The organism is Allonocardiopsis opalescens (genome assembly GCF_003002095.1).
GTDB lineage: Bacteria > Actinomycetota > Actinomycetes > Streptosporangiales > Streptosporangiaceae > Allonocardiopsis > Allonocardiopsis opalescens.
The window spans coordinates 170,496-194,955 of the sequence record NZ_PVZC01000001.1 but is presented as its reverse complement, the minus strand read 5'-3'; the positions used below and the strand labels follow the sequence as shown (position 1 = coordinate 194,955).

At 73.8% G+C, this 24,460-nt stretch carries 27 protein-coding genes; 12 read left to right on the top strand and 15 right to left on the bottom strand.

Annotation, left to right across the window (positions count from 1 at the left end):
• Positions 1-126: 126 nt before the first annotated feature.
• The gene (locus CLV72_RS00825; protein WP_146159303.1) at positions 127-534 is read left to right on the top strand and encodes a hypothetical protein; all 408 of its coding nucleotides are present in this window, start codon (positions 127-129) and stop codon (positions 532-534) included.
• Here the strand turns inward: CLV72_RS00825 and pgfA are convergent.
• The 7 genes from pgfA to CLV72_RS00795 all read right to left on the bottom strand — a co-directional run bounded on the left by pgfA (position 499) and on the right by CLV72_RS00795 (position 11,898).
• Positions 499-1,521 carry a cell envelope lipid trafficking protein PgfA gene (pgfA, locus tag CLV72_RS31990; RefSeq protein ID WP_170140832.1) on the bottom strand — a complete coding sequence of 341 codons (1,023 nt, stop codon included), beginning with the start codon at positions 1,519-1,521 and terminating at the stop codon, positions 499-501. The two genes, CLV72_RS00825 and pgfA, sit on opposite strands and share 36 nt — an antisense overlap.
• On the bottom strand, positions 1,518-5,762 hold the full coding sequence (locus tag CLV72_RS00815) for an alpha-(1->3)-arabinofuranosyltransferase (protein ID WP_170140831.1): 4,245 nt from the start codon (positions 5,760-5,762) through the stop codon (positions 1,518-1,520). Before CLV72_RS00815 ends, pgfA begins: the two co-directional genes overlap by 4 nt.
• Positions 5,759-7,066, bottom strand: a complete 1,308-nt coding sequence (locus CLV72_RS00810) for a glycosyltransferase family 4 protein (RefSeq protein ID WP_245929790.1) — start codon at positions 7,064-7,066, stop codon at positions 5,759-5,761. The genes CLV72_RS00815 and CLV72_RS00810 overlap by 4 nt, the downstream gene beginning before the upstream one ends.
• 244 nt (positions 7,067-7,310) lie before the next feature.
• Entirely contained in the window at positions 7,311-7,448 is a 138-nt protein-coding gene (locus CLV72_RS31985; protein WP_170140830.1) for a hypothetical protein, read from the bottom strand.
• Positions 7,384-9,519 (bottom strand): MmpA family trehalose lipid delivery protein, encoded by a 2,136-nt coding sequence (locus CLV72_RS00805; RefSeq protein ID WP_106237525.1) that lies wholly within the window; start codon positions 9,517-9,519, stop codon positions 7,384-7,386. The genes CLV72_RS31985 and CLV72_RS00805 overlap by 65 nt, the downstream gene beginning before the upstream one ends.
• 278 nt (positions 9,520-9,797) lie before the next feature.
• Positions 9,798-11,354: a GDSL-type esterase/lipase family protein gene (locus CLV72_RS00800; RefSeq protein ID WP_245929789.1), complete on the bottom strand. Its 1,557-nt coding sequence runs from the start codon at positions 11,352-11,354 to the stop codon at positions 9,798-9,800.
• A gap of 73 nt (positions 11,355-11,427) precedes the next feature.
• Complete coding sequence (locus CLV72_RS00795) at positions 11,428-11,898, bottom strand: ATP-binding protein (RefSeq protein ID WP_106237521.1); 471 nt, start codon at positions 11,896-11,898, stop codon at positions 11,428-11,430.
• 258 nt (positions 11,899-12,156) lie between these two features.
• Here CLV72_RS00795 and CLV72_RS00790 point away from each other — a divergent pair, with 258 nt between their 5' ends.
• The 3 genes from CLV72_RS00790 to CLV72_RS00780 all read left to right on the top strand — a co-directional run bounded on the left by CLV72_RS00790 (position 12,157) and on the right by CLV72_RS00780 (position 14,510).
• Positions 12,157-12,999, top strand: a complete 843-nt coding sequence (locus CLV72_RS00790; protein WP_106237518.1) for a helix-turn-helix domain-containing protein — start codon at positions 12,157-12,159, stop codon at positions 12,997-12,999.
• Positions 13,000-13,023: 24 nt separating this feature from the next.
• Positions 13,024-13,230, top strand: coding sequence for a DUF397 domain-containing protein (locus CLV72_RS00785; RefSeq protein WP_245929787.1), 207 nt, complete (start codon positions 13,024-13,026; stop codon positions 13,228-13,230).
• A 320-nt stretch (positions 13,231-13,550) separates the two neighbouring features.
• Entirely contained in the window at positions 13,551-14,510 is a 960-nt protein-coding gene (locus CLV72_RS00780; RefSeq protein WP_106237515.1) for a hypothetical protein, read from the top strand.
• 11 nt (positions 14,511-14,521) lie between these two features.
• Here CLV72_RS00780 and CLV72_RS00775 read toward each other — a convergent pair whose 3' ends face one another.
• The gene (locus CLV72_RS00775; protein ID WP_106237511.1) at positions 14,522-15,040 is read right to left on the bottom strand and encodes an NADPH-dependent FMN reductase; all 519 of its coding nucleotides are present in this window, start codon (positions 15,038-15,040) and stop codon (positions 14,522-14,524) included.
• A 449-nt stretch (positions 15,041-15,489) separates the two neighbouring features.
• Between CLV72_RS00775 and nagA the strand changes: the two genes are divergently transcribed.
• Positions 15,490-16,635 (top strand): N-acetylglucosamine-6-phosphate deacetylase, encoded by a 1,146-nt coding sequence (gene nagA, locus CLV72_RS00765; RefSeq protein ID WP_106237508.1) that lies wholly within the window; start codon positions 15,490-15,492, stop codon positions 16,633-16,635.
• Here the strand turns inward: nagA and CLV72_RS00760 are convergent.
• From CLV72_RS00760 to CLV72_RS00740, 6 genes are all read right to left on the bottom strand, one after another.
• Positions 16,537-16,863 carry a DUF397 domain-containing protein gene (locus CLV72_RS00760; protein WP_106240943.1) on the bottom strand — a complete coding sequence of 109 codons (327 nt, stop codon included), beginning with the start codon at positions 16,861-16,863 and terminating at the stop codon, positions 16,537-16,539. The two genes, nagA and CLV72_RS00760, sit on opposite strands and share 99 nt — an antisense overlap.
• Before the next feature lie 77 nt (positions 16,864-16,940).
• On the bottom strand, positions 16,941-17,123 hold the full coding sequence (locus tag CLV72_RS00755) for a DUF397 domain-containing protein (protein ID WP_106237504.1): 183 nt from the start codon (positions 17,121-17,123) through the stop codon (positions 16,941-16,943).
• Positions 17,124-17,253: 130 nt separating this feature from the next.
• The gene (locus CLV72_RS31555) at positions 17,254-17,358 is read right to left on the bottom strand and encodes a DUF397 domain-containing protein (protein WP_146159301.1); all 105 of its coding nucleotides are present in this window, start codon (positions 17,356-17,358) and stop codon (positions 17,254-17,256) included.
• Positions 17,359-17,372: 14 nt separating this feature from the next.
• Positions 17,373-18,071: a YdcF family protein gene (locus CLV72_RS00750; protein WP_106237500.1), complete on the bottom strand. Its 699-nt coding sequence runs from the start codon at positions 18,069-18,071 to the stop codon at positions 17,373-17,375.
• A 64-nt stretch (positions 18,072-18,135) separates the two neighbouring features.
• Positions 18,136-18,312: a DUF397 domain-containing protein gene (locus tag CLV72_RS00745; RefSeq protein WP_106237497.1), complete on the bottom strand. Its 177-nt coding sequence runs from the start codon at positions 18,310-18,312 to the stop codon at positions 18,136-18,138.
• Complete coding sequence (locus CLV72_RS00740) at positions 18,309-19,136, bottom strand: helix-turn-helix domain-containing protein (protein WP_106237493.1); 828 nt, start codon at positions 19,134-19,136, stop codon at positions 18,309-18,311. The genes CLV72_RS00745 and CLV72_RS00740 overlap by 4 nt, the downstream gene beginning before the upstream one ends.
• A gap of 635 nt (positions 19,137-19,771) precedes the next feature.
• Here CLV72_RS00740 and CLV72_RS00735 point away from each other — a divergent pair.
• The 5 genes from CLV72_RS00735 to CLV72_RS00715 all read left to right on the top strand — a co-directional run bounded on the left by CLV72_RS00735 (position 19,772) and on the right by CLV72_RS00715 (position 22,272).
• Positions 19,772-20,233, top strand: a complete 462-nt coding sequence (locus tag CLV72_RS00735) for an ATP-binding protein (protein WP_106237490.1) — start codon at positions 19,772-19,774, stop codon at positions 20,231-20,233.
• 158 nt (positions 20,234-20,391) lie between these two features.
• On the top strand, positions 20,392-20,820 hold the full coding sequence (locus tag CLV72_RS33845; protein ID WP_425428002.1) for a BldC family transcriptional regulator: 429 nt from the start codon (positions 20,392-20,394) through the stop codon (positions 20,818-20,820).
• The gene (locus CLV72_RS00725; protein ID WP_106237487.1) at positions 20,817-21,182 is read left to right on the top strand and encodes a hypothetical protein; all 366 of its coding nucleotides are present in this window, start codon (positions 20,817-20,819) and stop codon (positions 21,180-21,182) included. Before CLV72_RS33845 ends, CLV72_RS00725 begins: the two co-directional genes overlap by 4 nt.
• Positions 21,183-21,497: 315 nt before the next feature.
• A complete protein-coding gene (locus CLV72_RS00720) occupies positions 21,498-21,782 on the top strand; it encodes a hypothetical protein (RefSeq protein ID WP_106237483.1) in 285 nt (94 codons plus the stop codon).
• 88 nt (positions 21,783-21,870) lie between these two features.
• Positions 21,871-22,272: a hypothetical protein gene (locus tag CLV72_RS00715; RefSeq protein ID WP_106237480.1), complete on the top strand. Its 402-nt coding sequence runs from the start codon at positions 21,871-21,873 to the stop codon at positions 22,270-22,272.
• Between the two features lie 40 nt (positions 22,273-22,312).
• Here CLV72_RS00715 and CLV72_RS00710 read toward each other — a convergent pair whose 3' ends face one another.
• Complete coding sequence (locus CLV72_RS00710) at positions 22,313-22,903, bottom strand: TetR/AcrR family transcriptional regulator (RefSeq protein WP_245929786.1); 591 nt, start codon at positions 22,901-22,903, stop codon at positions 22,313-22,315.
• Between the two features lie 49 nt (positions 22,904-22,952).
• Between CLV72_RS00710 and CLV72_RS00705 the strand changes: the two genes are divergently transcribed.
• Positions 22,953-23,282 carry a hypothetical protein gene (locus CLV72_RS00705; RefSeq protein WP_106237474.1) on the top strand — a complete coding sequence of 110 codons (330 nt, stop codon included), beginning with the start codon at positions 22,953-22,955 and terminating at the stop codon, positions 23,280-23,282.
• Positions 23,283-23,406: 124 nt separating this feature from the next.
• Positions 23,407-24,450: an aminotransferase class V-fold PLP-dependent enzyme gene (locus CLV72_RS00700; RefSeq protein ID WP_106237470.1), complete on the top strand. Its 1,044-nt coding sequence runs from the start codon at positions 23,407-23,409 to the stop codon at positions 24,448-24,450.
• Positions 24,451-24,460 lie beyond the last annotated feature (10 nt).

Genomic DNA, 24,460 nt, shown 5'->3' with positions numbered 1-24,460 from the left:
TGTTCCTTCCGTCCGCTGTGTACGTGAGCCGCCCGGGCAGCGGTCCATCACCGTGGATGCGGCCGCGAAGAGCTGGACGACGACGGCGGCGCCCAGGGCCGCTTCCTGCCCGGCTACACCTCCTTCATGATGGCCCGCCCGCACCTTCCCCCTGACGGAGGGCTGCTCGAACTCCGGCCCGGGGACCGCCGAGCGGCCCGCGTGGACCCCATGGAGCTGGCCGACTGGACCGGGCGCTGGGTCGCCCAGCTCGCCGCGCCCTCCGCCGTCGCCATCGGCGCCGGGACCGACCGGGTGGTCCTCCGCGACACCGCCACCGGCTCCCTCGCCTACACCACCCCCGACGACCACGGCGGACACACCGTCACCCAGCGCGGCCCGCTGCGGCTGTGGGACCAGGTCGAGGGCGCCATCGAGACCTGGCACGCCCACGGCTCACCCCACCAGTCGGCCTTCGGCCTCACCGTCACCCCCGCCGAGGAACGGGTCTGGCTCGGCTCACCCGACAGCCCCGGCTGGCCGCTCCCGGTCTAGCTCGGTCTGCTCCGCCGCCGGTCCGCCCACCCCCTCGGCGCCCGTGGCCGCCGTGCGGCGCGAGGCCCGCCGGACGAGCAGGGCGCCGCCGACCACCAGGACCAGCCCCACCGCCCCGAAGGCAATCGGTAGCCATCCGTCCACGGCGCGCCGCCACAGCGCCTGGTCGCGTATGGACGCGGCATTGGCGGCCACGGCCGACTCGGGGGTCAGTAGTTCGGCGCGGAGCAGGTCGGCGGGGGTGCCGCCGTCCTCGGGGTGCAGGGTCTCGGCGCGGTCCTCGGCGATGGCGACGACGCGGCCGGTCACCGGTTCCACCCAGTAGGTGCGGGTCAGCTCCAGGTGGCGCTGCACCGGTACCGGGTCGGGGCCGGGGAGGCCGACCAGTTCGGCGGGGACGCGGCGCTCCGGTCCGGGTACCGGGGTGGGCTCGATGTGCTGGGTGTAGCGGTGCACGGCGAGTCCGTGCAGGGTCTCGGCGCCGTCGTAGGCCATCTGCGCGGCCGCGCGCAGTGTCGGATCGTAGAACGGGCGGTCGCCGGGCGGCTCCCCGGGTGGGAAGGCGAAGACCAGGCCCTCCTGAGGGGCGCCGAAGTCGCCGGCCACGTGCGCGCCGCAGCAGTCGACGGCCAGCCCGGTGCGCCGGTCGAAGGCGGCCCGCCGCTCGACGTGGTCCAGCACCGCGTCCTCGCCCAGCACCGTGGTGCGCATCGACCAGACGGCGCGGTCGGCGTCGGAGACCTCTGGATGCGCCCAGATGTCGGTGCGGACCGCCACCGGCTCGCCGGTGCGCTCCTCCCAGGTGCGCGTGTCCAAATAAGAAGCGTCGCCGCCCAGCAGCTCCCAGCTCACCGTGCCGACGGGCATCGCGATCCGGTCCAGCTGCCCGGCGACCACGGTCGGCAGCAGCGGCGCCAGCGCCAGCAGGCACGCGCCGAGCGCCACCCCGACCAGGCCGGCCAGGCGCGTTCCCGTCCCGCCGCTCACCGCAGCCCTCCGCCGGTTCCGGCCAGGTCGGCCACGCCGTCCGCGGGCGGGGCGGCCGGACGGCGGGCGCGGGCGCGCGGCGGACGGGACGGGCGGCGGGCGTGGGCGGGCCGCGGGCGCAGCGCCACGGCGAGGCGGGCCAGGACGGGCAGGCAGAGCAGCTGCGGCACCCAGCCGCCGAGGGCGTCGGCCACGGACTCCGGCGCCGCGGCGCCGAGCGCCCCGGCCAGGCCGAGCGAGCCCCCGGCCAGCGTGAGCAGCACCAGCACCGGCCAGGGTCCCGTCAGCCAGCGGGAGCGCCGCTCGACCCAGCCGGGCCACAGCGCCAGGGTGAGGGCGGCGCCCAGCACCACCACCCCGGCGGCCCCGGCCGTCCAGGCGCCCAAGGCGACGGTCAGCGGCACCAGCAGCCGCAGCCGCGGCCGCCCGGGCCGGGCCGCCGGCAGCGCGGCGCCGCCGATGCGGTGCGCCGCGGCCAGCAGGAACAGCAGCCCGCCGACCAGCCCGGCGCCCACGCCGAGCGCCAGCTGGTAGGCGGTGTCGGGGGTGTAGCGCATGGTGACGGTGCCGTAGGTGCCCGCGGGCAGCTCCCACGCCTGCCGCCAGCCGTCCAGCCGGACCGGCACCAGCTCACGGCCGCCCGCGGTCGCCTGCCAGCCCTCGTTGAAGTTCTCGTTCACCACCAGGTAGCCGTCCTCCTCGGCGAAGACGTGCACCTCGCGGCTGCTCGGCCCCCAGCTGATGACGTCGGCCCCGCCCAGCTCGACCGGCTCCCCGCCCCCGCCGGGCAGCGGCGCCGACGCCGACTCCACCACGGCCGACTCCAGCCGGTACACCCCGGGCTCGCTGTGCGCCAGCCGCGCCTCGCCGCCCGTCAGCGGCACCGGCTCGCAGCTCGCGTACTCCAGCGGCCGCCCGGCCAGCAGCTCGCCGACGGTGCCGTCCACGATCTCGGTCCGCACCGGCGTCCCGTCGACCTCCAGGGTCGGCCCCAGCCCGCAGCCGGGCGGGATCGGCCGGTCGGCCGGCACCTCGCGCGGCTCCACCCCGCCGATCTCGACCTCCGCCAGTTCGAGCGGCTGCCCGAGCGGCGGCGTGAAGGTGATGACGGCCTGCTCGGCACGCAGCTCCCCCAGGTCCAGCTCGCCCGAGGACGACAGGTATCCCTCGGCCACCCGGGTGCCCTCGGCGGTCTCCGCCGCCACCGACACGCGCACCGGCGCGCTCACCGACTCCGGCCGGGCGAACACGAACCGCGTCTCGCCGAGGTCGACGGTGCGCCCGAAGTCCAGTTCGAGCCGCGGCTCGCGCTCGCCGGGGTCGGCGTACCAGGCGGTGGACGGGTCGCCGTCCAGCGCCGCCCATCCGGCCCCGGCCGGATGGGCGCCGGCGACGGAGGAGACCGAGGCGTCCGGCCCGCCGGCCAGCGCGTTGGCGCGCATGTCGGCCTCCGCCGGGTCGGTGACGGTGACGCGGCCGCTCACCCGGGCGCCGCCCGCCTCGGCGAGCGCGCCGGAAACGGGGAAGGTGCGGTCGAAGCCGTAGCCGTCCTCGCCCAGCACCTCGCGGGCGGCCGAGCAGGTCCACATGACGGAACCCTCGACGCAGGCCGGCACCGAGCCGGAGCCGGTCAGCACCGTGGTGGACGCGCCCTCCACTCCGGGCACCTCGACGGTGCGGGCGACCTCCACCCCGGGCACCTCGATCTCGGCGATGCCCGCCGACACGCCGAACAGGGCGGCCGGCTCCCAGTCGAGCGCGTCGATACGCAGCCGGAGCCGCTCGGTCGTCCCCTCCGGCACAGAGAGGCGCTGCGGCCGGTCCGTCGCCTGCACCGGAACCGTGCTCCGCCCGGCGTCGGTGGCCAGCTCGATCCGCGACGGCGCGGGCGACCAGGGGTCGTGCTCGAAGGCGACGGTGATCTCCGACAGGTCGAGCGGCTCGGCGAACTCGATCTCGATCCACTCCCCGACCGGCCCCGTCCAGGCGCCGGGCCGCCACGCGGTGCCCGGGTCGCCGTCGACGGCCGCGAAGGGCGAGCGCCCGGCGTCGCGGCGCGCCCCCGACGCGTCCAGGTCGGCGGCCGAGGACGAGGCGGTCACCGCGGCGCCCAGCGGCGCCGCCACCGAGGTGTAGGGCTCCCAGGCGGGGTCGAGCACATCGCTGACCGGCCCGGACTCCGAGCGTTCCTGCGCTGCGGTGAGCGTGGGGCCGTCATTGCGCCGCACGTCGGCGAAGGCGGTCTCGCGGCGGCGCAGCGTATCGGTGACCACGGTGGCCTCCGGGGCGATCGCCTCGGCGCCGGGGTCGTCGCCGAGGATCACCGGCCGGTCGTCGTCCAGCACGCCTTCCTCGGCCAGCGCCAGCAGCGCCTCCGGGCCGCCGGTGACGCGCAGCGCGTCCTCGGCCGGCACGGTGCCGACCAGCGGCGCGGCCTCCTCGACCTGGTAGATCTCCACCGCCGGGTAGGGCTGGTCGATCCAGTCGGCGCCCGCCTGGGTGCCGCCCTCCGGCACGCCCACCACCGGCCCGAACTCCGCGACCCGGTGGATGCCGGGCGAGGACTCCAGCGCGCTGTGCACCTGCGCCGGGTAGGCGCCGCGCAGCCCGGCGCGGTCCAGGTCGTTGCGGACGACCAGGTAGCCGACGCCCATCCTGGCCAGCGTGCTCGTCAACCCGGCCGAACCCTCGCCGGAGGACAGGCGCGCGTCCAACTCGTGCTGGAGCCGGGAGATCCCGGCCGAGCCCCACGGGATCACCATGTGATTGGACCAGCGCCCGTCCGACAGCGGCTGCAGCGGCTCGTCCATCGGCCGCCCCCACAGGTACTCGCCGCGCCCCGACCCGGGCACGGCCAGCGCCATCGCACCGCCCGCCTCGGCATTCAGCCAGTCCACCGCCTGCCGCCAGTAGGCGGGCACGTCCTCGAAGGAGCCGCGCGGCGCCACCCCGACCGTGACGGCCGGGACCGCGCTGAGCGCCACGGCCGCCGCGCCGCAGCCCAGCAGCGCGCGGCGCCAGGCGACGGCGCGGGCCGCCGCAGGCAGGTTCGCCAGCCCGAGGACGAGCGGCAGCCGGACCAGCGCGTCGAACTTGTGCACATTGCGGAACGGGCTGAGCGGCCCGTCCAGCAGGTTCCGCACGAACTCCGCCTGCACCCCGGCCACCTCGCCGACGTGCCCGCCGGCCAGGATGGCGACGCCGGTCAGCAGGGTCGCCACCAGGAAGGTGCGCTCGGGCAGCCGCCCGGCCAGCAGCCCCGCCAGGCCGAGCCCGGCCAGCACCGCGGTGACCACCACCAGCCACGGCACCACCGCCAGCTCCCAGCCCGCGGGCAGCCACGGCCGCCCGTCGACGGGCAGGAAGCCCATCCAGTTCGTGGTGCCGCGCAGCACGTTGGTGAGCGACGTGACGCTGGTGGTGGTGGCCGCGTCCTCGGTGAAGGGCATGAACGAGTAGACGTAGCGCCCCATGATCAGCAGCGGCACCAGCCACCAGCACGAGACCATGGCGATCGCCGTCAGCCACCAGCCGGTCAGCCTGCGGCGGCGCGGGCCGGGCGCCCTGGTCAGCAGGAACAGCAGCGGCACCACCAGCACGGCCAGCTCCGACGCCGCGTTCGTGCCCCCGCACAGCAGGAAGGCGCAGGCCGACAGCGCGGCCGCCCGCAGCGGGCTGCGGCCCTCGCGGGCGCCGGTCACCAGCGGCAGCAGGATCCACGGCAGCAGCATCGTGGGCTGGAGTTCGGCGGAGTTCGCCGAGATGAGGGTGAGCACGCGCGGCGCGAGCGCGTAGGCGAGCCCGGCCAGGATCTGCGTGTGCAGGCCGCCGATGCCCAGCGCCCGCGCCACCTGCACCGTGCCGGTGAACGCGGCGCACAGCAGCAGCGCCATCCACAGCCGCTGCACCGCCCACTCCGGCATGTCCAGCGCGATGAGCAGGGCGTGGAAGGGGCCGTTGGGGAACAGGTAGCCGTAGGCCTGGTTCTGCAGCTGCCCGAAGTAGGCGGGGTCCCACAGGTACAGCGCGCGGCCCAGGAAGCCGAGCGGGTCGATGGTGAGGTCGAGCTTGGTGTCGCCGACGATCCGGCCCGGCTCCGTGCTGAAGGCGATCGCGGCCAGCAGCAGGCAGACCGCGAGCAGGCTGAGCCGCCGGACCAGGACCGGATCGGGCCCGGGCGCCCCGGGACCGGGACCGGCGCCGTCCGCGCGGCCGCCGGTCCTGGCGAGCCACCGGATCACCCAGGCGCTCCCCGGGACCGGCCCGCGCGGGACCGGCCGGGCCGTTCGCGCCCGGCGATCTCGGCCGCCAGCAGTGTCGTCATCTCCCGTCCGCTCCGCTCCCAGGTGAACCGCTTCGCCCAGTCCCGGCACGCCTGCCGGACGGCGGCGGCCCGGACCGGGTCGGCCAGCTCCGCCAGCGCCCGGCCGACCACTTCGGACAGGGTCTCACCTTCACGGACCAGCCAGCCGGTGACCCCGTCCCACACGGAGTCGCGCAGCCCGTCGACGTCGTAGGCGACGGTGGGGACCCCGAGGGCGGCCGCCTCGATGACCGTCAGCCCCCAGCCCTCGAACTCCGAGGCGGTGACGTGCAGCAGGCAGCGGGAGAGCAGCGTGTTCTTCTCGCGCTCGGGCAGGAAGCCGTGCATCCGGACCCGGCCGCCCAGGCCGTGCTCGGCGATGCGCTCGCGCAGCGGCACCGACTCGGGGCCGCGCCCGATGACGTGCACGCGCAGCCCCGGCCAGTCCCCGCTCAGCTCGGCGGCGGCGTCGACGATGCGCACCACCCGCTTCTGCACCACCAGGCGGCCCAGGCTGACCAGGGCCGGGGAGCCCAGGTCGGCCGGCGGCGCGGCGGTGTCGAGCCGCTGGACGGCGGGCGCGCCGTTGCGGATGACGGTGATCGGTGCCCGCCAGCCCAGTTTGGCGCGCAGCGCCCGCCGCGAGGACTCCGAGACGGTCACCGTGGTGCAGCGCCGGTACAGCCGGCTGGCCACCGGGCCCTCAATGAAGCGGCCGAGCCAGGCCACAGGGCGGGAGAAGTAGGCGTTGAACTGGAGGTCGTGGACGTGGTGCACCACGCTGACCACCGGGGTGCGCCGGGGCAGCACCAGCGGGGAGAAGAACGGGATGCCGTTCATGCAGTCGACGACCGCGTCGAAGCGGCGGCGGTGCCGCAGCAGCCAGAGCAGCACTAGCGGGTAGACGGTGTAGGCGCCGCCCATGCGGCGGAAGGACACCCCGGCGCGGCGCTCCCTGGCGGGCTGGCCCCGCTCCCTGCTGGTCACGAAGACGACCTCGGCGCCCTGGCCGGTGAGGTGCCGGGCCATCCGCCACGCGTACTCTTCGGCGCCGCCGGCCACCGATTGCCAGGGGTCGCGCCAGTTCACCAGGGCGATCCGGCGTCCGGCCAGCGGGCGCCGCGCGGGCGCGTCCGCGCCGCGCGGGACCGGTACGCCGCGGCGCCCGGCCGGGTCCGCGGGGACCGCGCGCAGGCCGGGCGGCGCCGACGCGGTGCGCGGTCTCCGGTGCGTCTGCGCCACACCGCCCCTTCCTGTCCGTCGCTTCCGCCCGCGCCGGGCCCTGCTCCCGGTGCCCGCCCTGACCCTGCGTGGGCGCGCGGGGACGCCGCGCATCGGGTTGCGGGTACGGCGACGCCCGGTCCCGGACCCGCACGCCGGGGTCGCGCTGCGGTCTGCCGGGACGGGGAAGGCCGACGCGGATGCCGGGGGACGCGGCCGGGCGATCGGGAGCGCTCGCCCTACCGGCTCAGAGGACGGGACCGGCTCAGCGGTCGCCGTAGTTGTACAGCGGCTCGTTCACCGGCTCGGGAGCAGCGGTGTTGGTGATGACCATGGAGCTACCGACCGTGATGGCCAGGGCGAGCACCAGGCCCACCGCGAACGCGCCGATCACTTGCAGCACGCGGGCTCTCCTTCCGCATAGGGAGAAGGCATGCAGGAAGACTAGAACCTGATGCACCGATTGACCAGAGCGCCAGCCCGATTGTTACTGACCAGCCAGTAACATATAGCGCCGGAAGGCCGCCCCCAGCTGCATCGGCGTCCCCGCCGGGCAGCCGGTAAAGCTCCAGCTCAGACCCCTGGTACACCCGATATGCCGGATCCGGGGTGACCGAGAACACGTTATCGTCCACGCCGCCCGGGTCCGCCGCGCCCGCCGCCTCCCCGGCCGCCCGGGCCGCCTCGGCGGCGGCCCGCTCCACGAGCACGTACCGCACGCCCAGTTCGGCCAGCGCCGGTTCGACCGGCGTCCGCGGCCCGTCCGCGCGCAGCACCTCCGCCACCCGCTGGGCGAGCGGGTCCTCCCCGGCCACCGTGCGCACCAGGCGGCCGCCGTCGTCGGACGGCACCGAGACGCTGAGCGCGTCATTGAACACCACCCGCCGCTCGAACAGCTTCACGGCTGGATCCAGCACCACCCGGCCGGGGTTCCAGTCGAAGCCCCGGTACGGACTCCACGGCAGGCTGACCAGCGCCCCGGGCGCCGGATCGCCGTCCACGACCGCCTGCACGCGCGTCCAGTCCGCCGGGTACTCGACGGCGTCCAGCCGTCCCGCCGCCCCCCACATGAAGGTCGGCAGTACCGCGACCGGCGCCACCACCAGCGCGACGGCCAGGGCGGCGAGCGCGGGCGCCCGCCGGAAGCCGCCCGGTGTCCGCCCGCCGTCCGCGCCCGGGACGTCCTCGCCGAGGCTCCCGCCGTGCCGCCCGTCAGCCGTTCCGTCCACAGGCGACCACGCGTCCCGGTCAGAGCCGGCTTCGGATCGCCCCTCTGCCGTTCCGTCCAAGGCGGGTGCGCCGAGGTCGGGAGCAGCGCCGCCCCTCCCGTCCGCCGCCTCGTGCGGGTCGCCACCCCCGGGGTCCGCGCCGGACCGCCCCTCGGCCCGCGTCCGCAGCCACAGCACCACCGCGGCCAGACCGACCGCCTGGAGCAGGGCGAGCGGGGCCAGGTAGAGGTGGCCGTCGCGCAGCGGGCCGAAGCCGGGCCACAGCCCGATCAGCGCGCGCAGCAGCGCCCGGCCCGGCTCGACCGTGCCGAGCAGCGCGACCGCCAGGCCGAGTCCGGCGGCGAGGCTGAGCCCTCGCGCGTACACCGGACGGGGGCCGCGCCGCAGCAGCCAGACCCAGCCCGCGATCGCGGCGGCGGCCAGCAGCAGCCGGGCGGCTGCCAGGCCAGGGTGCTCGTATCCGGCGGGCACCGCGCGGGCGTTCCAGATCCCGCCCAGGGTGAGCACCGAGGCGAGCCGCCCGAAGGGGCTGTCGGAGCGCACCGCGAACAGGTCGACGCCGAGCGGGTCGGTGCCCGCGCCGCTGCGCAGCGCGGGCAGCAGCCACGGCAGGCTGAGCCCGGCGACCACGAGCGCGCTCAGCAGCAGCATCCGGGGCGCCTCGCCGCGCCGCCACGGCCGCGCCAGCGCGGTCGCGCCCGCCACCAGCGCCGACAGCACCATCGAGGAGAAGCCGCCCGCCGCGGCGGGCAGCAGCGCCACGCCCAGCCTCGGCAGGCCGCCGCGCCGCCCCAGCCGCGCGCAGGCCGCCAGCACCCAGGGCAGGCCCGCGTAGCCGAGCAGTACCGCCCACTGCCCCAGCAGCAGCCGTTCCGCGATGAAGGCGTTGCAGGCGTAGGCGACGGCCGCCGCCAGCCGGGGTGGCACCGCGCGGCCGGGCACCAGCGCGGCCGCCCCGGCCGCCCCGATCGTGAAGATCGCCAGCAGCACGAGCTTCTGCGCCAGGTCGGCCGGGACCACCGCCGCCAGCCCCGCTAGCAGCGCGTCGCTGGGCACCGCCCGGGGCAGCCCGTCGGTCAGCCCGAGCGCGTTGGCCGAGAACGGCGGGTCCGGCACCGCGACCATGTCGTAGCGCAGCACGAAGCCCGGCCCGAGCGCGGGGCCGAGCACCAGCGCGCCGATCCCCAGCCCCACCAGCGCGGGCAGCGCGCGCAGCAGCAGCCCCGCCGCCCGCCGCCCGCCCAAGCGCCGTCACCTCGCCCGCGTGCAATCCGTCCTGTCCTCGGCCTCACGGTAGTCCCGCTCGGTATACCGGTGGCACCACAGGCGGCGACAGTCGGCGCCCTTCTCCCGCACGCCCGAACGGCCGCATTCGGCATCCCATTCGCCAACAGCGCCTCAACGGGCCGGCCGACGGCGAGCGGACCCGGGCAGAATAATGCCCGCCGGTCCCGGAGGAGGGCGGGGAACAATACCGCGAGCACGACTGGTGCCTCGGCAGGTGTCGAACCGGCCGCCCCGACTCACTCCGACGCGTCCGGCTCCGGCTCCGCCTCCACCGCCACCGGCTCCGACACCGCGCCCGCGTGGTAGTCGGCATGGGCGCGCACCGCGAACTCGTGGCCCGCGTCGGCGGGGCCGAGCCGCACCGATACCGCGTCGCGGACGATGGAGACCGGCTGCCAGCAGCTGTCCGGTTCCTCGGGCGGCGGGCAGTCGCCCTCGGTGTCGAGCGGGCGGCGCCAGACGCCGTAGTGGGTGGCGGCGGGCACCGCCGACCAGCTCAGCTCGCCGGTGCCGGCGGTGTAGCGCAGGTTCTCGGGCGCGGGCAGCTCCGGCGGCACCGGGCGGACGGCCACCGGTTCGGAGCGGGCGCCGGGGGTGTTCCCCTTCAGCGGCGCGACCGCGAACTCGTAGTCGGCGCCGTCGAGCAGCCCGGTGATGCGCGCGGTGGTGCCGCTGACCGCCTCGTCGGGCACCCGGGCGAACTCCTCGGGGTTGGGCGCCACCCGCCGCTGCCACACCTGGTAACCGGTTGCACCGGTGACCTCCCGCCAGCGCAGCTCGGCGCCGCCCTCGCGCGCCTCGGCGGTGACGGTGGGCGCCCACGGGATGCCGAGCGGCACCTCGGGCAGCGGGCGCGGGTACGGCTCCCCCAGGCCGAGCGTGCCCGAGGCCAGCGCGTCGGCGAACGCGGCCGCGATGCGCACCTCGCCGCGTGCGTTGGGGTGCACGCCGTCCCAGGCGTCGGTGGCCGGGGCGTAGCCCTCGGCGGTGCGCGCCACCACGACCGGAGAGTCCGCGCCGGTCAGCTCCGCCGCCAGGGCGGGCAGCCCCTGGTTGAACGCGGCCACCTCGGCGTTGACCCGCTCGTCCATCGGGGTGCCGCCGATCGGCAGCAGCTCGCCGAGCACCACCCGCAGCGGGCCGCCGGGCACCCGCGCGCCGGCCACCAGGTCGGCGACGTGGTCGAGGGTCTGCGCGCCGGTGGCGCCGTGCACGATGTCGTTGAGCCCGGCCAGCACCAGCAGGTAGTCGGGCTCGCTCTCGGCCACCTCGGCGGCGACCTCGTCGGCCAGCGCGGCCGCGCTGGCGCCCCAGCGGCTGGCGTGGTCGGTGTCGAACTCGGGGTCGGCGTAGGCGTCGGCGCCGAGCCGCTGGCCGACGTGGTCGAACACGTCGGCGCGGGAGCCGACGAGGTCGACGGGCACGTCGACGGGCTCGGAGCGCAGGTGCTGCCACAGGCGGTAGCGCCAGGTGAAGTCGCCGTTGCTGCCCTGGGAGAGGGAGTCGCCGACGATCATGATGCGCGCCTCGCCGCTCGGTGGGCCCACGGTCACCTCCGGGAGCGGACCGGACGCGGCCGGTCCGTCCGGCTCGCCGGTCCGCACATTGCCGAAGACTCCTTGCAGCACGACCGTGGCGACCAGCGCGGTCGCGCCGGTGATCGCCGCCAGGCCGAGCAGTCCGGGCCGGAATCCCGGGCGACGCCCCTCGGCGGCCCCGGCCGCCGGGCGCCGCCACGGCAGTGGTGGCCGTGCACGCCGGCCTCCTCGCGGTTCGTCGGCTTCCTGGTCCACAAGGCCCGAGCCTTGCACGGCCCGGCCGCGAGCGCCAGCGCCCGGGATGTCCGGTTCGCGGGTGCCCGGCCGGTCAGCCGGCCAGGGAGTCGTGCTGCATCAGCCAGCGGTCGGGGTCCGGGGCCGGCGCACCGGAGCGGCCGGCGGCGCGGGCCGGCGACCAGTCGAGCTCGAACCAGACGGACCGCCCGTCGGGGCCGCCGTCGCAGCCCCAGCGCTGCGCGAGCAGCTGGACGAAGCCCAGCCCGCGCCCGGACTCCTCGTCCAGGCCGGCCAGGTCCGCGCGGCGCCAGCGGGGCTCGTCCTCGGCTCCCTCGTCGCGGACCTCGACGCGCAGGGCGCCGGGCCGCTGTCCGACGGCGACCTCGAAGGACCCGCCGGCCGAGCTGGTGTGCTCGATGGCGTTGGTGGCCAGTTCACTGACGAGCCAAAGGGCGTCGTCACGGACCGGGCAGTCCTGATCGATCAGCCCGTCGACATAGCGCCGGGCCTCCCTGACCTGGTCCGCGGACCCGGTGAAGCGACGCCTTCTGGGCCCTGGCATTGCGGCTCCTCCCCCATCGTGGATGGCATGACGACCACACCCGGTACGCGCAGAGGGAGAGGAACGCGTTAACCGTGGGCAGCGGCTTGATCACAGTCTGCTCTGTGCGCGAAGCCGATGCAATCCGCATGCGCGTGAAGCACGGATATACCTTTCAGGTACCCGCCCAGAGGAACGTTTCACTCACCGTAACCACCCTGCCGCGCATCATCCGCCATTCGGCTTGTCGCGGCCGGTCGCGCCCGGCATGCTTCCGTCATGCGGAGTCCCACAGTTGGCCGCTGGCAGCTCGCCACCTGGTTAGCACGGCTGCGTGCGGGCCGGCCCGTGGCGGAGGTCGCCAAGCGGTTACGCGTCAGCACCTCCACGGTGCTGCGCTGGGAGACCGCGGGCGAGAAGGGCGTCGTTCCCGGGCCCGGGCCGCTCAGCCGGCTGCTGGAGATCTACGAGGTGCCCGACGACGAAGCCGCCCGGATCAGGGAGCTGCGCGAGCAGGCCCGCCGCTCCGGCTGGTGGCAGCCCTACGACCTCGACCGGCACTACGGCACCTATATCGGCCTGGAGGCCGAGGCCACCAGGATCGAGACCTACGAGAGCGACCTCGTCACCGGCCTGGCGCAGACGGAGGGCTACGCCCGCGCGGTCGTGCGGGCCACCAGACCGGGGGCGACTCCGGCCATGATCGACCAGTTGGTGCAGGTAAGGGTGCACCGCCAGAAGACCTGGCTGCGCGAAGGCGGCCCGAAGCTGTGGGCGATTCTTGGGGAAGCAGCCCTTCGCCAGCGGGTCGGGAGCGCTACCATCATGCGTGATCAATTGCGGCACCTCATCGAGCTGTCGGATCACCCACGGATGACTCTGCAAGCGCTGCCGTTCTCGGTCGGGGCCCATGCCGCGATGGAGATGGCATCGTTCGCGATCCTGTTCCTGGACCAGATCCCGCTGTCCACCGTGTACACGGAGGGTCACGGCGCGAGCCTGTTCCAGGACAGCCCGAGGGACGTGACGGCGCACGCGGAGGTGTTCGACCGGCTGCGCGCGGCGGCACTGGGGACCGAAGCCACGCGCCAGGTCCTGCACCAGCTCGCGCAGCAGCAATGAGAAACAAGGAAGGAAGCGAACACGGTGGTTCCCATTGATGAACTGCGGTCGCGTGCCCAGTGGACCAAGTCGAGCTTCAGTGGCGGCATGGGCAACTGCGTCGAGTTCACCAACGCCGTCGAGGTTGTCGGCGTGCGTGACAGCAAGGACGTGAACGGCCCGATCCTGAGGTTCGCCCCGGGTGAGTGGTCCGCGTTCGTCGCCGGAGTGCGCTCCGGCAGCCTGGGCTGACGCACCCGGCACATATCCGGTGGTTCCTGGCCGCCCTAATCGGCCAGGAACCACCAAACCCGCCCGAACAACCATGTTCCGGGCGGGTTTCATTTTAGGGCACATAACAGGCCGCATACGTGTGGAACAGGCGGATTTGGCCGTGTCTCCGCCTGTCTCCGCCGCCCCATCCGCGGACCCGCCGTATCCCGGCGCCCCACCGCCCCCGCCGCGGCCGTACGCGGAGCGGACGCGTCCGGACCGGGGCGCCCCTTGACATTACGCGCCGGTAACTACAGGTTCGTCGGTATGCGTCCGCCCTCCCCCGCCGCTCCGCGCCGGTGAGCGGCCTGCTCACCGCGCTCGCCGCGGCCGCCGTCTACAGCCTGGGCCTGCTGCTGGAGCAGCGCGCCCTGCGCCGGATCCCCGACATCAGCGCCCGCCGGGTCCCGCACATGGTGCGGGTGCTGCTCGGCAGCCGGGGCTGGCTGGGCGGCTTCGCCCTGGCCGCGCTCGGCAGCCTCGGCCTGGTGGTGGCGCTCTCGCTCGCGCCCGTCTCGGTGGTGCAGCCCGCCTACGCCTGCGGTATCGCGGTGATGATCCTGGTCTACTCGGTGCTGCTCGGGGAGAGGATCAGCCGCGCCGAGCGGCTGGCGCTGCTGCTGATGCCGGTCGCGCTGCTGCTGCTCGGCCTCTCGCTGGGCTCGGGCGGCGACCGGGTCGGCACCCGGCCCGACCTGCCGCTGCTGCTGGCGGTGAGCGCGCTGACCGTGCTGGGCTGCGCCGCCGCCCTGGCGGCGCTGGCCGCGCTGCGCCGGTCCCGGACGGCGTCGGCCGCCGCGACCGGCACCGTGGTGACCACCGCCGTGGGCCTGGGCGCGGCCGCCGGGCTGGTCCAGGGCATGGCCGGGCTGCACGGCAAGGGGATGGGCGGGCTGCTGGCCGAGCACGGCGCGGCCGCCGCCGTCCCGGCCGTGCTCGCCTCGCCCTACCCCTACCTGTACGCGGTGGGCTGGGCCATCGGGATCGTGCTCTTCCAGACCTCGCTCCAGCGCAGCCGGGCATCGGTCACGGCACCGGTTGCCAATGTGGTCGGCAATGTGTTCACCGTCGTCGCCGGCACCGTCATCTTCGCCGAGCAGCTGCCGGGCGACCCGCTGGCACTGGGGCTGCGGATCGCCGGCTTCGCGCTGACGCTGGTCGTCGTGCTGCTGGTGCGCAGCAGCGTGTCAGAGGCCGAGGCCGACACCCGGCGGCTGCGCGGCGCGGCCGCGGTGCCGGAGGGCGCCGAGCGCGGCTGAGCGGCGGCCCCTCAGGCCGCCGAGAGCATCAGCGGCTTGACGTCGGGCGCCACCGCCCGGGCCCAGGCGAGCACCGGCGCGGCCGCGTCGGCGAGTTCGGCCGCGCCCAGCACCAGGCCGTCGGCGGGCACGTAGGCGCCCAGCTCGGCCAGCAGCGCGCGCAGGTCGCTCTCGATGCCGAAGGCGTGCCGCGGGTCGGCGGTCACCGCCAGCGGCAGGGCGAGCGCGCCGCCCAGGCCCAGCTCGGGCAGCCGGTCCACGAACACCTTGAGCAGGCCCGTGTAGGTGCCCTGGGCGGCGGGGGTGGCGATCAGCACGAAGTCGCTGGCGGAGACGGCGCGCAGCGCCTCGGCGAGCCCTGGCTCGGGCTCCGGGGCCAGCAGCCCGGCACCGAACTCGGCCAGGTCGATCACCCGGTCGGCCGGGCGGATGCCCGCGGCCTCGGCCAGCGCGCCGGCCGCGAGCACGGCGGCGTCGTAGGTGGCCGAGCGCGGCTGGGGTGCGCCGACGAGCACGGTGAAGCGGGTCATGGGGACTCCTCAGGTCTGTGAGTGGCGAAGCCGGATCGCTGGGCGGGCTCGGGAAGCGGCGCCAAAGGGCCGGGGCGCACGGCGCTGTGGGCCGGCCTGGGCCTGCGGTTCGGCGGGACGCGTCCCGCCGTCGGGTGGCGCGGGGGCCACGGGACCGGTGCGGGCGCGCGGGGCCGCTGCGGCGGCGCGGCGCGCGGGCGGGGGACGACTCAGCTACGACACAGCGCACTCGCCTGCTGCCGGAGATCGACATGCAGGCGGGCTACCAGGAGCACACCGGTGCGCATGCCTCAATCTTGCGGCGGGCCGCCGAACGGCGTCAACAGCCCGGCCCGCCCGATATCGGTGATCTCGGCGACCCGGCGGGGCGGCCGGTCCGGCTACGGCGACTGGTCTGTACCAGTGGCATCCTGGAGGGGACGGCGGCCGTTCGAGGGCGGGGGTATCCGGTGGCGCAGGGCGAGATCACGCTGAGCAACGCACGCATCGTGCTCGACGGCGGCGTGCGCGAGGGCTGGCTGAGCCTCAGGGACGGCCGGGTCGCCGCCCACGGCGAGGGCGCCGCTCCGGCGCCCGGCGCGCACGACCTCGGCGGCCGCTGGGTGCTGCCCGGGCTGGTCGACGTGCACTGCCACGGCGGCGCGGGCGGCTCCTTCCCCGGCGCCGACCCCGAGGCGGCCGTGGCCGCGCGGCGGCTGCACCTGGAGCACGGCACGACCACCCTGGTGGCGAGCCTGGTCACCGCCGCCCCCGACACCCTGCTGCGCGAGGTCGCCGTCCTGGCCGAACTGGCCGACGACGGGGTGGTCGACGGCATCCACCTGGAGGGTCCGTACCTGTCGGCGGCGCGCTGCGGGGCGCATGAGCCGTCACTGCTGCGCGATCCCGACATCGACGAGTTGCTCGCCCTGGTCAAGGCGGCGCGCGGCCACATCAGGATGATCACGGTCGCGCCCGAGCTGCCCGGGGCGCTGGAGTTCGTCCGGGTCGCCACCGACCACGGCGTCACCGTCGCCGTCGGCCACACCGAGGCGGGCTACGACCAGGCGCGGGCCGCCTTCGACGCGGGCGCCCGGGTGGCCACCCACCTGTTCAACGCGATGCGCCCGCTGCACCACCGCGAGCCGGGCCCCATCGGGGCAGCGCTCACCGACGACCGCGTCACGGTCGAGCTGATCAACGACGGCGTGCACGTCCACTCCGCCGTCCAGCGCCTCGCCCTCAAGGCCGCGGGCACCGCCCGGACCGCCTTCGTCACCGACGCCATGGCCGCCGCCGGGCTGGGTGACGGCGCCTACCGCCTCGGATCGCTGGACGTGGAGGTGCGCGACGGGGTCGCGGTCCTGGCCGAGGGCGGCGCCATCGCGGGCAGCACGATCGTGCTGCACGAGGCGCTGCGCCGGGCTGTGGACGAGCTGGGGCTGGCACTGCCCGAGGCGGTGCGCTCGGTCGCGCCCACCCCGGCGGCCGCGGTGGGTCTGGCCGACCGGGCTGGCTCATTGGAGGCCGGCCGCCCCGCTGACCTGGTCGTGCTCGATGATGATCTTGCCTTGCGTGCTGTGATGCGGCGGGGTTCTTGGATCATCGCGCCGTAGCGGCGTTGAGAAGGGCCGGACTCCGAGTGAAGACCGGTTCTTGGCGCATCTGGTTCGATCGCCGTCCTTAACGGCCGTGACAAATGCGCTCCACTGATCCGCGGTGAAGGAGAGGTGCGGTTGTTCGGGGTTCTTGGAGTCCCGGACCAGCACGTCAGTTCCGTACTTCACCTCGATGCATTCGCCGCCCTGGCCACTGCTGTAGCTGGACCTGTGCCACTCACTCATGTCAACCACCTGCTTCCTGACCGTGGTTCGCAAGGGCGATCCCTGGCCTACCCGGCCAGGGACAGACTGCACGGGTACTACAGGGTGTCGCTCTGGACGGCACGGATGAAGACCGACCATTCCGTTCTGTCGAACGTGAGGTAGTCGGCCTGGGGGTTCTTGGTGTCGCGCACGTCGGCCTGATCGGCGGACGTCCGGACTTCGACGCAGCTTCCGCTTTGATTGCTGTAGCTGGACTTGTGCCAGACGGCTTCAGCCATCGCTATGCCTCCTTGCCGGACTGTCTCGATGAGACGACGGAGACGGGCCCGGGGTCAATGCCCTGTGCGGAAGCGGCGCGGCCCCCGGCTGACTGCCCGGGCGCCGCGTGGGAGCCTGAACCCCGTGAGATCAGAGCGCGTCGTCGCGGATGGCGCGGACGAAGGCGTTCCACTCAGGGGCGCTCATGGTGATGTGCTCCGCCTGGAGGTTCTTGGTATCGGTCGGAGTTCTCACGGACGTTCCGGGCGTCATCCTGGGCGATGCGCGGGAACGTCGAGCGCTGGTTGGTCGGGAATGAGTCGTGTGGCGTATCCGGCCGCGACCAGTCGTTGGTAGGCGGTGCGTACGGTGTCGGGGATGGGTTGAGGGGCGGCGAAGCCCTTGCGGGCGTAGAGCTCGATGCGCTGGGTGTCGCCGACCAGCATGTTGATGACGCGGTCGGTGTCCCCAATGCTCGCGATGTAGTCGTCCAGGGGTTGGGGGCGGGCGGAGCACAGCGTGTCCACGCCGGGCCAGATCTTCAGCATCGTCGCCAGCGCCCGCCGCTGCTGGTACGGACGGCTGATCAGGATCGCCGAGGTGACGGTGACGCCCTCCCGCTCCAGGAGTTCGCGGGTGAAGGCGAGGTTCTCCCCGGTGTTCGTCGCCTTGGGCTCCACCCGGATCGCATGGTCGGGCACCCCGTGCTCCAAGGCGATCTCCCGGTAGTGGACTGCCTCACCGCGCGGAAACCGCTCCACCGTGGTCGGTGCGTTGGCCCCGGTGAACACGAGCAGCGGGAACAGCCCGCGCCGGTAGAGGTCGGCGGCGTGGACGGCCACCCCGGGATCGTGGCTGCCCAGACCGATCCCTACATCCACCGGCCGCAGGTCACTGTCGATCCGGTGGTACTCCCAAAGCGTCAGCACATCACGGCGCAATACCTCAGGAAGCCTCGTCACGACCATGGGGGTCCTCCGGTGTCACTCAGGGCCGGACTCCGAGTGAAGCCCGGCCCTCGGTGCATCTGGTTCAGTCGCTGGCCTTAACGGTCGCGACAAATGCGCTCCACTGTTCCACGGTGAAGGAAAGGTGCGGCTGGTCAGGGTTCTTGGAGTCCCGAACCAGCACACCAGGCCCCGTCTTCACCTCAACACAGTCGCCGCCCTCTTGGTTGCTGTATGACGACTTCCGCCATCCGGTGGTCATTCGTTCTCCTTGATGATGCCGTGAAGAAGCTTCAGCGATTGGTCAACAGGGAGCGCAACAGCTTGCAGCTTCCCGAACTTGAAAGATATTTCTTCGACTGTTTCACGCTTACTGATCAAGCTTCCACTACCCACGCCTTCCACATATACAGTGTCGCTTGCGTCCTTGAATGACAGGATGGTAAACGGCCCGGACAGTCCCGGATGTCGTCGGATACCAACCCCCGTCGGAACTGTCTGCAATTCGATACGTCCCGACTCAACGAGGTCGATCAGCAGTCTCACTTGCCCACGCAGGATACCCGGGTCGTCCCGCATCCGCCAGATCGCCCCCTCATCAAGGATGACCCAGATAACCGGACGCCGCGACTCGGTGACCACTTCCTTCCGCCGCTCCATTCGCGCGAATACGAGGTCGTCAATGGTCTCATCATCAGAGATGGTGTTTGCCGCCCTGATGATTGTGCGCGCATATTCCTGGGTTTGGAGTACGCCAGGTATCAGGGTCGGGTGATACACCCGCATGATGCTCGCATGACGCATCGCATCGAAGAAGGATTCTGCATATTTCGGGTATCGCAATTCGGCCTTTTGCGTATCAGGCCAGAGTTGCAGAAGGCTCCCCTTCGCGTCGAGCGCCCTGTCGAAAGCTTTAGCAAGGTCATCCGTTTTGGGAACCCGCTCGCCACGCTCGATCATCCCGATGAGGCTATCGCTGATACCAATCAAGTCACCCAATTGCTTCTGCGTCATCTTCTGCTCTTGGCGCAGGCGCCGCAACTCCTGGCGGAACGGTTCAAGGTGCGGTGAGGGGCTACGCGTCATGGTGTCGATGCTGCCACAAGATCGCACAGAAGACCACAGTACGACACATCATCTCGCATGATCACACACAACCGGGCAAGAACTAGCGTGGTTCTGTGGTGACATGCAAGCCTCAGAGCCATCGGACATACGAATCGAAAGGTAGTGGCCCTGGTGTCCATGGTGGCTATGCAGTAGCGCCGACCCAACGCATGGAAGCGCCCAAGTCCCCGACTGCCTGTTCAGCAGCATGATCGCATTGGAACTTCCTGTCCACTGACCACAGATTGACCACAAAATCGGACCCTCACGACGGCTGCGCCGTCCGGGGGCGTGGCCACCAACCAAGCTAGAGGAGTGGTGAAAGTGAGCATTATCCGCCGACTTATCCGACATGGTCGCGCCTTTGCGGCGTCGGTCGGCTCTGGCGGCCCGCACAAGCGGTCCGTGCGGCATGTGGTGCCGGATTGCACGTGCGCATGGCCGCCGGTCGCCCGTCGTATCGGCATTGGCGAGACCACCGAATGGCTCCCGTTGGACCATCACATCTCGCAGGGCCGTCCGGCCATGGTGCGCCCCTACCTGGTGGCGCATGAGCGGGCGACCGCTTCGGCGCAGCGCGAGGGACTGGGGACACCGGTTGGGGTGGGGGTCCGGTGATCGCGGTGGGCGGTGCGGTGGCGCTGCTGCACGGGGTCGTGCCGGTGCGGACGTTTCCGGGGGCTCCCGCGGCGGTGGCCGAGGCGCGGCGCTGGGTGCGTCAGGTTCTCGAAATCGAAACCGCCCCCGCTGACATTGCCGACACCGCTGTGCTGCTGGTGTCGGAGGTGGCGACCAACGCCCTCACGCACACCGACTCCGGTCATCCGGGTGGCCGGTTCGTGCTGCGGGTGCGGTGCGGCCCGGGACGCCTACGAGTTGAGTGCGACGACGCGGGCAGCCGCACCGGATCCCGCCCCCGCTACATCATGAGCGGCCCCGAAGAAGTCAGCGGCCGGGGCCTCGCCCTCATCACCGAACTCGCCGACGCCTACGGCGACCGCGCCGACCCCACCGGACGCACCATCCACTTCGAACTCCACTGGCCGGTGCCGCCGCACGCGTCCGGCCGGTCCTGATCGTCCCGGCCGCGAGGGTCGAGCGGCCGACCGCCCCGTCCCGCCCCAAAACGGGGACGGCGCGGCCCGAGGGGGAGGCTCCCCCCGCGGCCGGGACCACCACACCATTCACCCGCTCGCTCCGGCGTCCCCCGCACGCCCGACCCCAGGAACCCCGCATGCCCGTACCCGCCATGGTCCCGCTGGGCGAGGCCGCCCGCCTGACCGGCCGAACCCCCGAGGACCTGAAGGAGATGGCCGAGACCGGCGAGGTCTTCGCCGTGCACGTCAGCGGCCACTACTACTTCGACCCCGCCAGACTCCCCGAGCACCCGCCGCTGCCCGAAGAGCTGAGCGGCGAGTTGCCCGAGCTGATGACCGCCCAGGAGGTCGCCCACCTGTTCCGCGTCCACCCCAAGACCGTCACCAGCTGGGCCCGCCAGGGCCGCCTGACCTACCTCCGCACCCTGGGCGGCCACCGCCGCTACTCGGCCGACGACGTGCGCGCCCTGCTCGACCAGCAGACCGCCGACGACGAAGCACCGCCCCCCGACCACCACGGCCAACCAGCAGAAAACTCCGACAACGAGGAAGGAACCCCCCAATGAGCATCCTCAACGACACCTACGGCACACCCGACCTGGGCGACCCCAAAGGCGCCTGGTGGAACAGGATCCAGATCATCCAGGGCGGAACCCCCGACAAGCACGGCGTCGTACTCGACCGCTTCGCCGACATCCACCTGTTCAAGCAGCCCGACGTAAGCGTCATCCCCTGCCTGTGCCACAGCACCGACATCTGGACCGAACTCATCGACTGGCTCGCCGACAACCACGCCTTCTGCCACAACACCAAAACCCCCGTCTGGGTCCGCGTCCTGTACCCCAGCCAGCACGACACCCCCCTGCCACCCGGCGCCCAACTCATCGACCAGCGAGCCGTCCACATCACCATCGGAACACTCGACTGACCCACCCACCACGGCCACCCGCGGCCGGTCTCGGCGACGGCACCTACCGGCTCCGCTCGCTTGAGGCCGGCCGCCCCGCCGACCTGGTCGCGCTCGACGACGGGCTCTCCCTGCGCGCCGCGATGCGGCACGGTGACTGGGTCACCGCCCCGTAGCCGCGGGCGTCCCCCAGGCACGGGTCCGGGGTCGGTCAAGAACCCGTCGCGAACCGGTGGCCGGTGTGGGAGGGGGCTCCGCGCCGGGAAGTGCCGCCGTGGGCGGCCGGTCCCCGCGCCACGGGGGCGCGGGGCGGCGCCCCGTAGGAGAGGACACGGCATGGGGATCACCACCGGGACCGCGGTGCGGGTGCTGGGCACGGCCGCCGCGGCGGCGGCGCTGGTATGGGGGCTGGGCACGCCCGCGCACGCGCGCACCCAGTACGAGTGCGTGCTCGCGGAGTTCCCCACCGAGGACGGCATCCGCGCGATCCTGTGCCAGGGCGAGGGAACCGGGTCGGGGCGGCTCTTCATCATCAGCGAGGCCGCGGCCTACGACTGCGCCGACATCACTCGGAACGACGACGGAAGCGTCGACGCCACCGGGTGCGCGGAGCAGGGCTGAGCCGTCGCGGCGCCGCGCCGTGGCCGGGCCGAGCGGCCCGGCCACGGCGCGGCCGCGTGATCGCTCAGACCGGACGGGAGGTGCGGGCATGGGCAGCGACGAGTTCGCGCGGCGGCTGATCGAGCTGCTCACCGCCGGAGCCGAAGGAGACCGGCCCGGTCTCACCGGGCTGGCCCGGCGGCTGGACGAGCTGCTCGACGCGGCCGGGCCCGGCATCGGCTCCGGGTCGCCGCTCCCGCAGGGCGATCCCGCCCTGGCCGACGACGCCCGCGAAGCAGTGCGGGCCGTGATGACCGGCCCCACCGTGGGAACGCAGCTGGCCGGGCTCGCCGTCCTGGCGCACCTGCTCACGGCCCGGGGCGCGTACGCGCAGGTCCTGGCGGCCGGGGCGTGGTGGGCCGACGAGGCCGGCACGCCTCCGCCCAGGTCCGGGCCGCAGCAGGACCGGATCGTGCTGTGGTGGGCGGCGGACTACCGGCACCAGGGCTAGTCCAGGTCCGCACGGAACCAGCCCGGGGCGCGCCCTCCTGTCAGGGCCGCAGGCCGCGCTTGATCACGTCCATGGTCCGGTTCGGCACCGCGCCGCCCGGCTCGGCCGCCTGGGCCATCAGGATCAGCAGCGGCACCAGGTCGGCCGCGTCGAGGTCCCCGCGCACCGCCCCGGCCCGCTGGGCCCGGTCGAGCAGCAGTTCGACGGCGGCCATCAGCTCGCCGCGCACCTGCGCGAGCACGCCGTCGACATCGGCCCCGGCGGCGGCGAAGGCGCTCTTGGTGCCCGCCTGCGCGACCACCAGGTCCAGGAACTCGAAGAAGGCCGCGCCCGGCTCCTCGGACCCGGTCAGCTCGCCGGCCCGGTCGGCCAGCGCGCGCATCCGCAGCACCAGCACCTCGCGCAGCAGCGCCTCCTTGGTGGCGAAGTGCCGGAAGACGGTGCCGATACCGACCCCGGCCCGCCGCGCCACCTCCTCGGTGGAGGCGGCGGTGCCCAGTTCGGCGAAGACGTCGTCGGCCGCCGCCAGCACCCGGGCGCGGTTGCGGCGGGCGTCGGCGCGCATCCGGGGGGCGGTCCCGGCACTGTTGACATCCGGAGTCGTCGCTCCGTATCGTTCATCTGGAGTCACGACTCCGATTGTATCCGGGCGCACCCGCGCGCCGAGAGAAGGGACAGCCATGATCGGCACCGCGGTGCTCGCGTTCATCGCCGGGTTCTGGGTCGGCAACGGCCTGCCGTACTACACCGCGGGCAGCACCGGAGAGGGCGCCAGCCCCTCGCCGTTCCCGAAGCTGCCTGCCGTCAACGTGGCAATCGGTTGCGCGATGATCGCCGTCGGCGCGGTGGTGTGGAGCTTCGCCGACGTGGCCGCGCACCCGGTGGCCGCGTACTCGGCCGGGCTCCTCGGCGCGCTCGCCGTCGGCCTGATCCACGCCCGCCTGTGGCGGCGCGACCCCTGGGGCCGGCGCGGCCGCCGCGCGGCCGAGGCCGCGGGCACCGCCGGCTGAGCGGCCCGCGGAGCCGCCCGCACGGGGGCCGGGCGGCGGTCCAAAGCAGCGCTTCACGGCGTGCAAAGCAACGCGAAGGCGGTGGCGCGCGTCCGCGGGCGGCATGATCGGTAAGACTGTACCCATGAGCGCTGACTGGCCGGGACGGTTGTGGGACCCCAGCCCCGGATGGCTGAACACCGCGAGCTACGGGCTGCCGCCCCGACCCGCCTACGAGGCGCTGACCGCCGCCCTGGACGACTGGCGGCACGGCCGCACCGACTGGATGCCCTGGCACGTGCAGTCCGATCGGGCCCGGGCCGGCTTCGCCGAGCTGGTCGGCGCCGACGCCTCCGCCGTCACGATCGGCGCGAGCGTGTCCGGCCTGCTGGCCCCGGTGGCGGCCGCGCTGCCCGAGGGCTCGCGCGTGGTGGTGCCGGAGGTGGAGTTCACCTCCAACCTCTTCCCCTGGCAGGTGCACGCCGACCGGGGCGTCGAGGTGGTCACCGTGCCGCTGCGCGAGCTGCCCGGCGCGATCGACGCCCGCACCACCCTGGTGGCCTTCAGCCTGGTCCAGTCGGCCACCGGCGAGATCGCCCCGGTGGCGGAGGTGCTGGCCGCGGCCGAGGAGCACTCCGTGCTGACCAGCGTCGACGCCACCCAGGCGGCGGGCTGGCTGCCGCTGGATGCCACTCGCTTCGACGTGGTCGTGGCCGCCGCCTACAAGTGGCTGATGGCGCCGCGCGGCGCCGCCTTCGGCTACCTGTCGGAGCGGATCCAGGAGCGCACCCGGCCGCTGGCCGCCGGCTGGTGCGCGGCCGAGGAGCCGCACTCCTCCTACTACGGGCCGATGCGGCTGGCCGAGTCGGCCCGGCGCTTCGACATCTCCCCCGCCTGGTTCAGCCACGTCGGCGCGGCCGCCTCGCTGCGGCTGATCAACGACATCGGCGTCAAGCGCATCCGCGACCACAACGTCCGGCTGGCCAACCGCTTCCTGACCGAACTCGGCGAGCAGCCGGGCGACAGCGCGATCGTCACCGTGGACCGCCCCGGCGCCGCCGAGGCGTTGGCCGGCGCGGGGGTGCGCACCTCCGTGCGCGGCGGCCGGGTGCGGGCGTCCTTCCACGTCTACACCACCGACGCGGACGTGGACCTGGCGCTGGAGGCGCTGCGGCCGCTGCCGCGCTGAACCCGCCCGG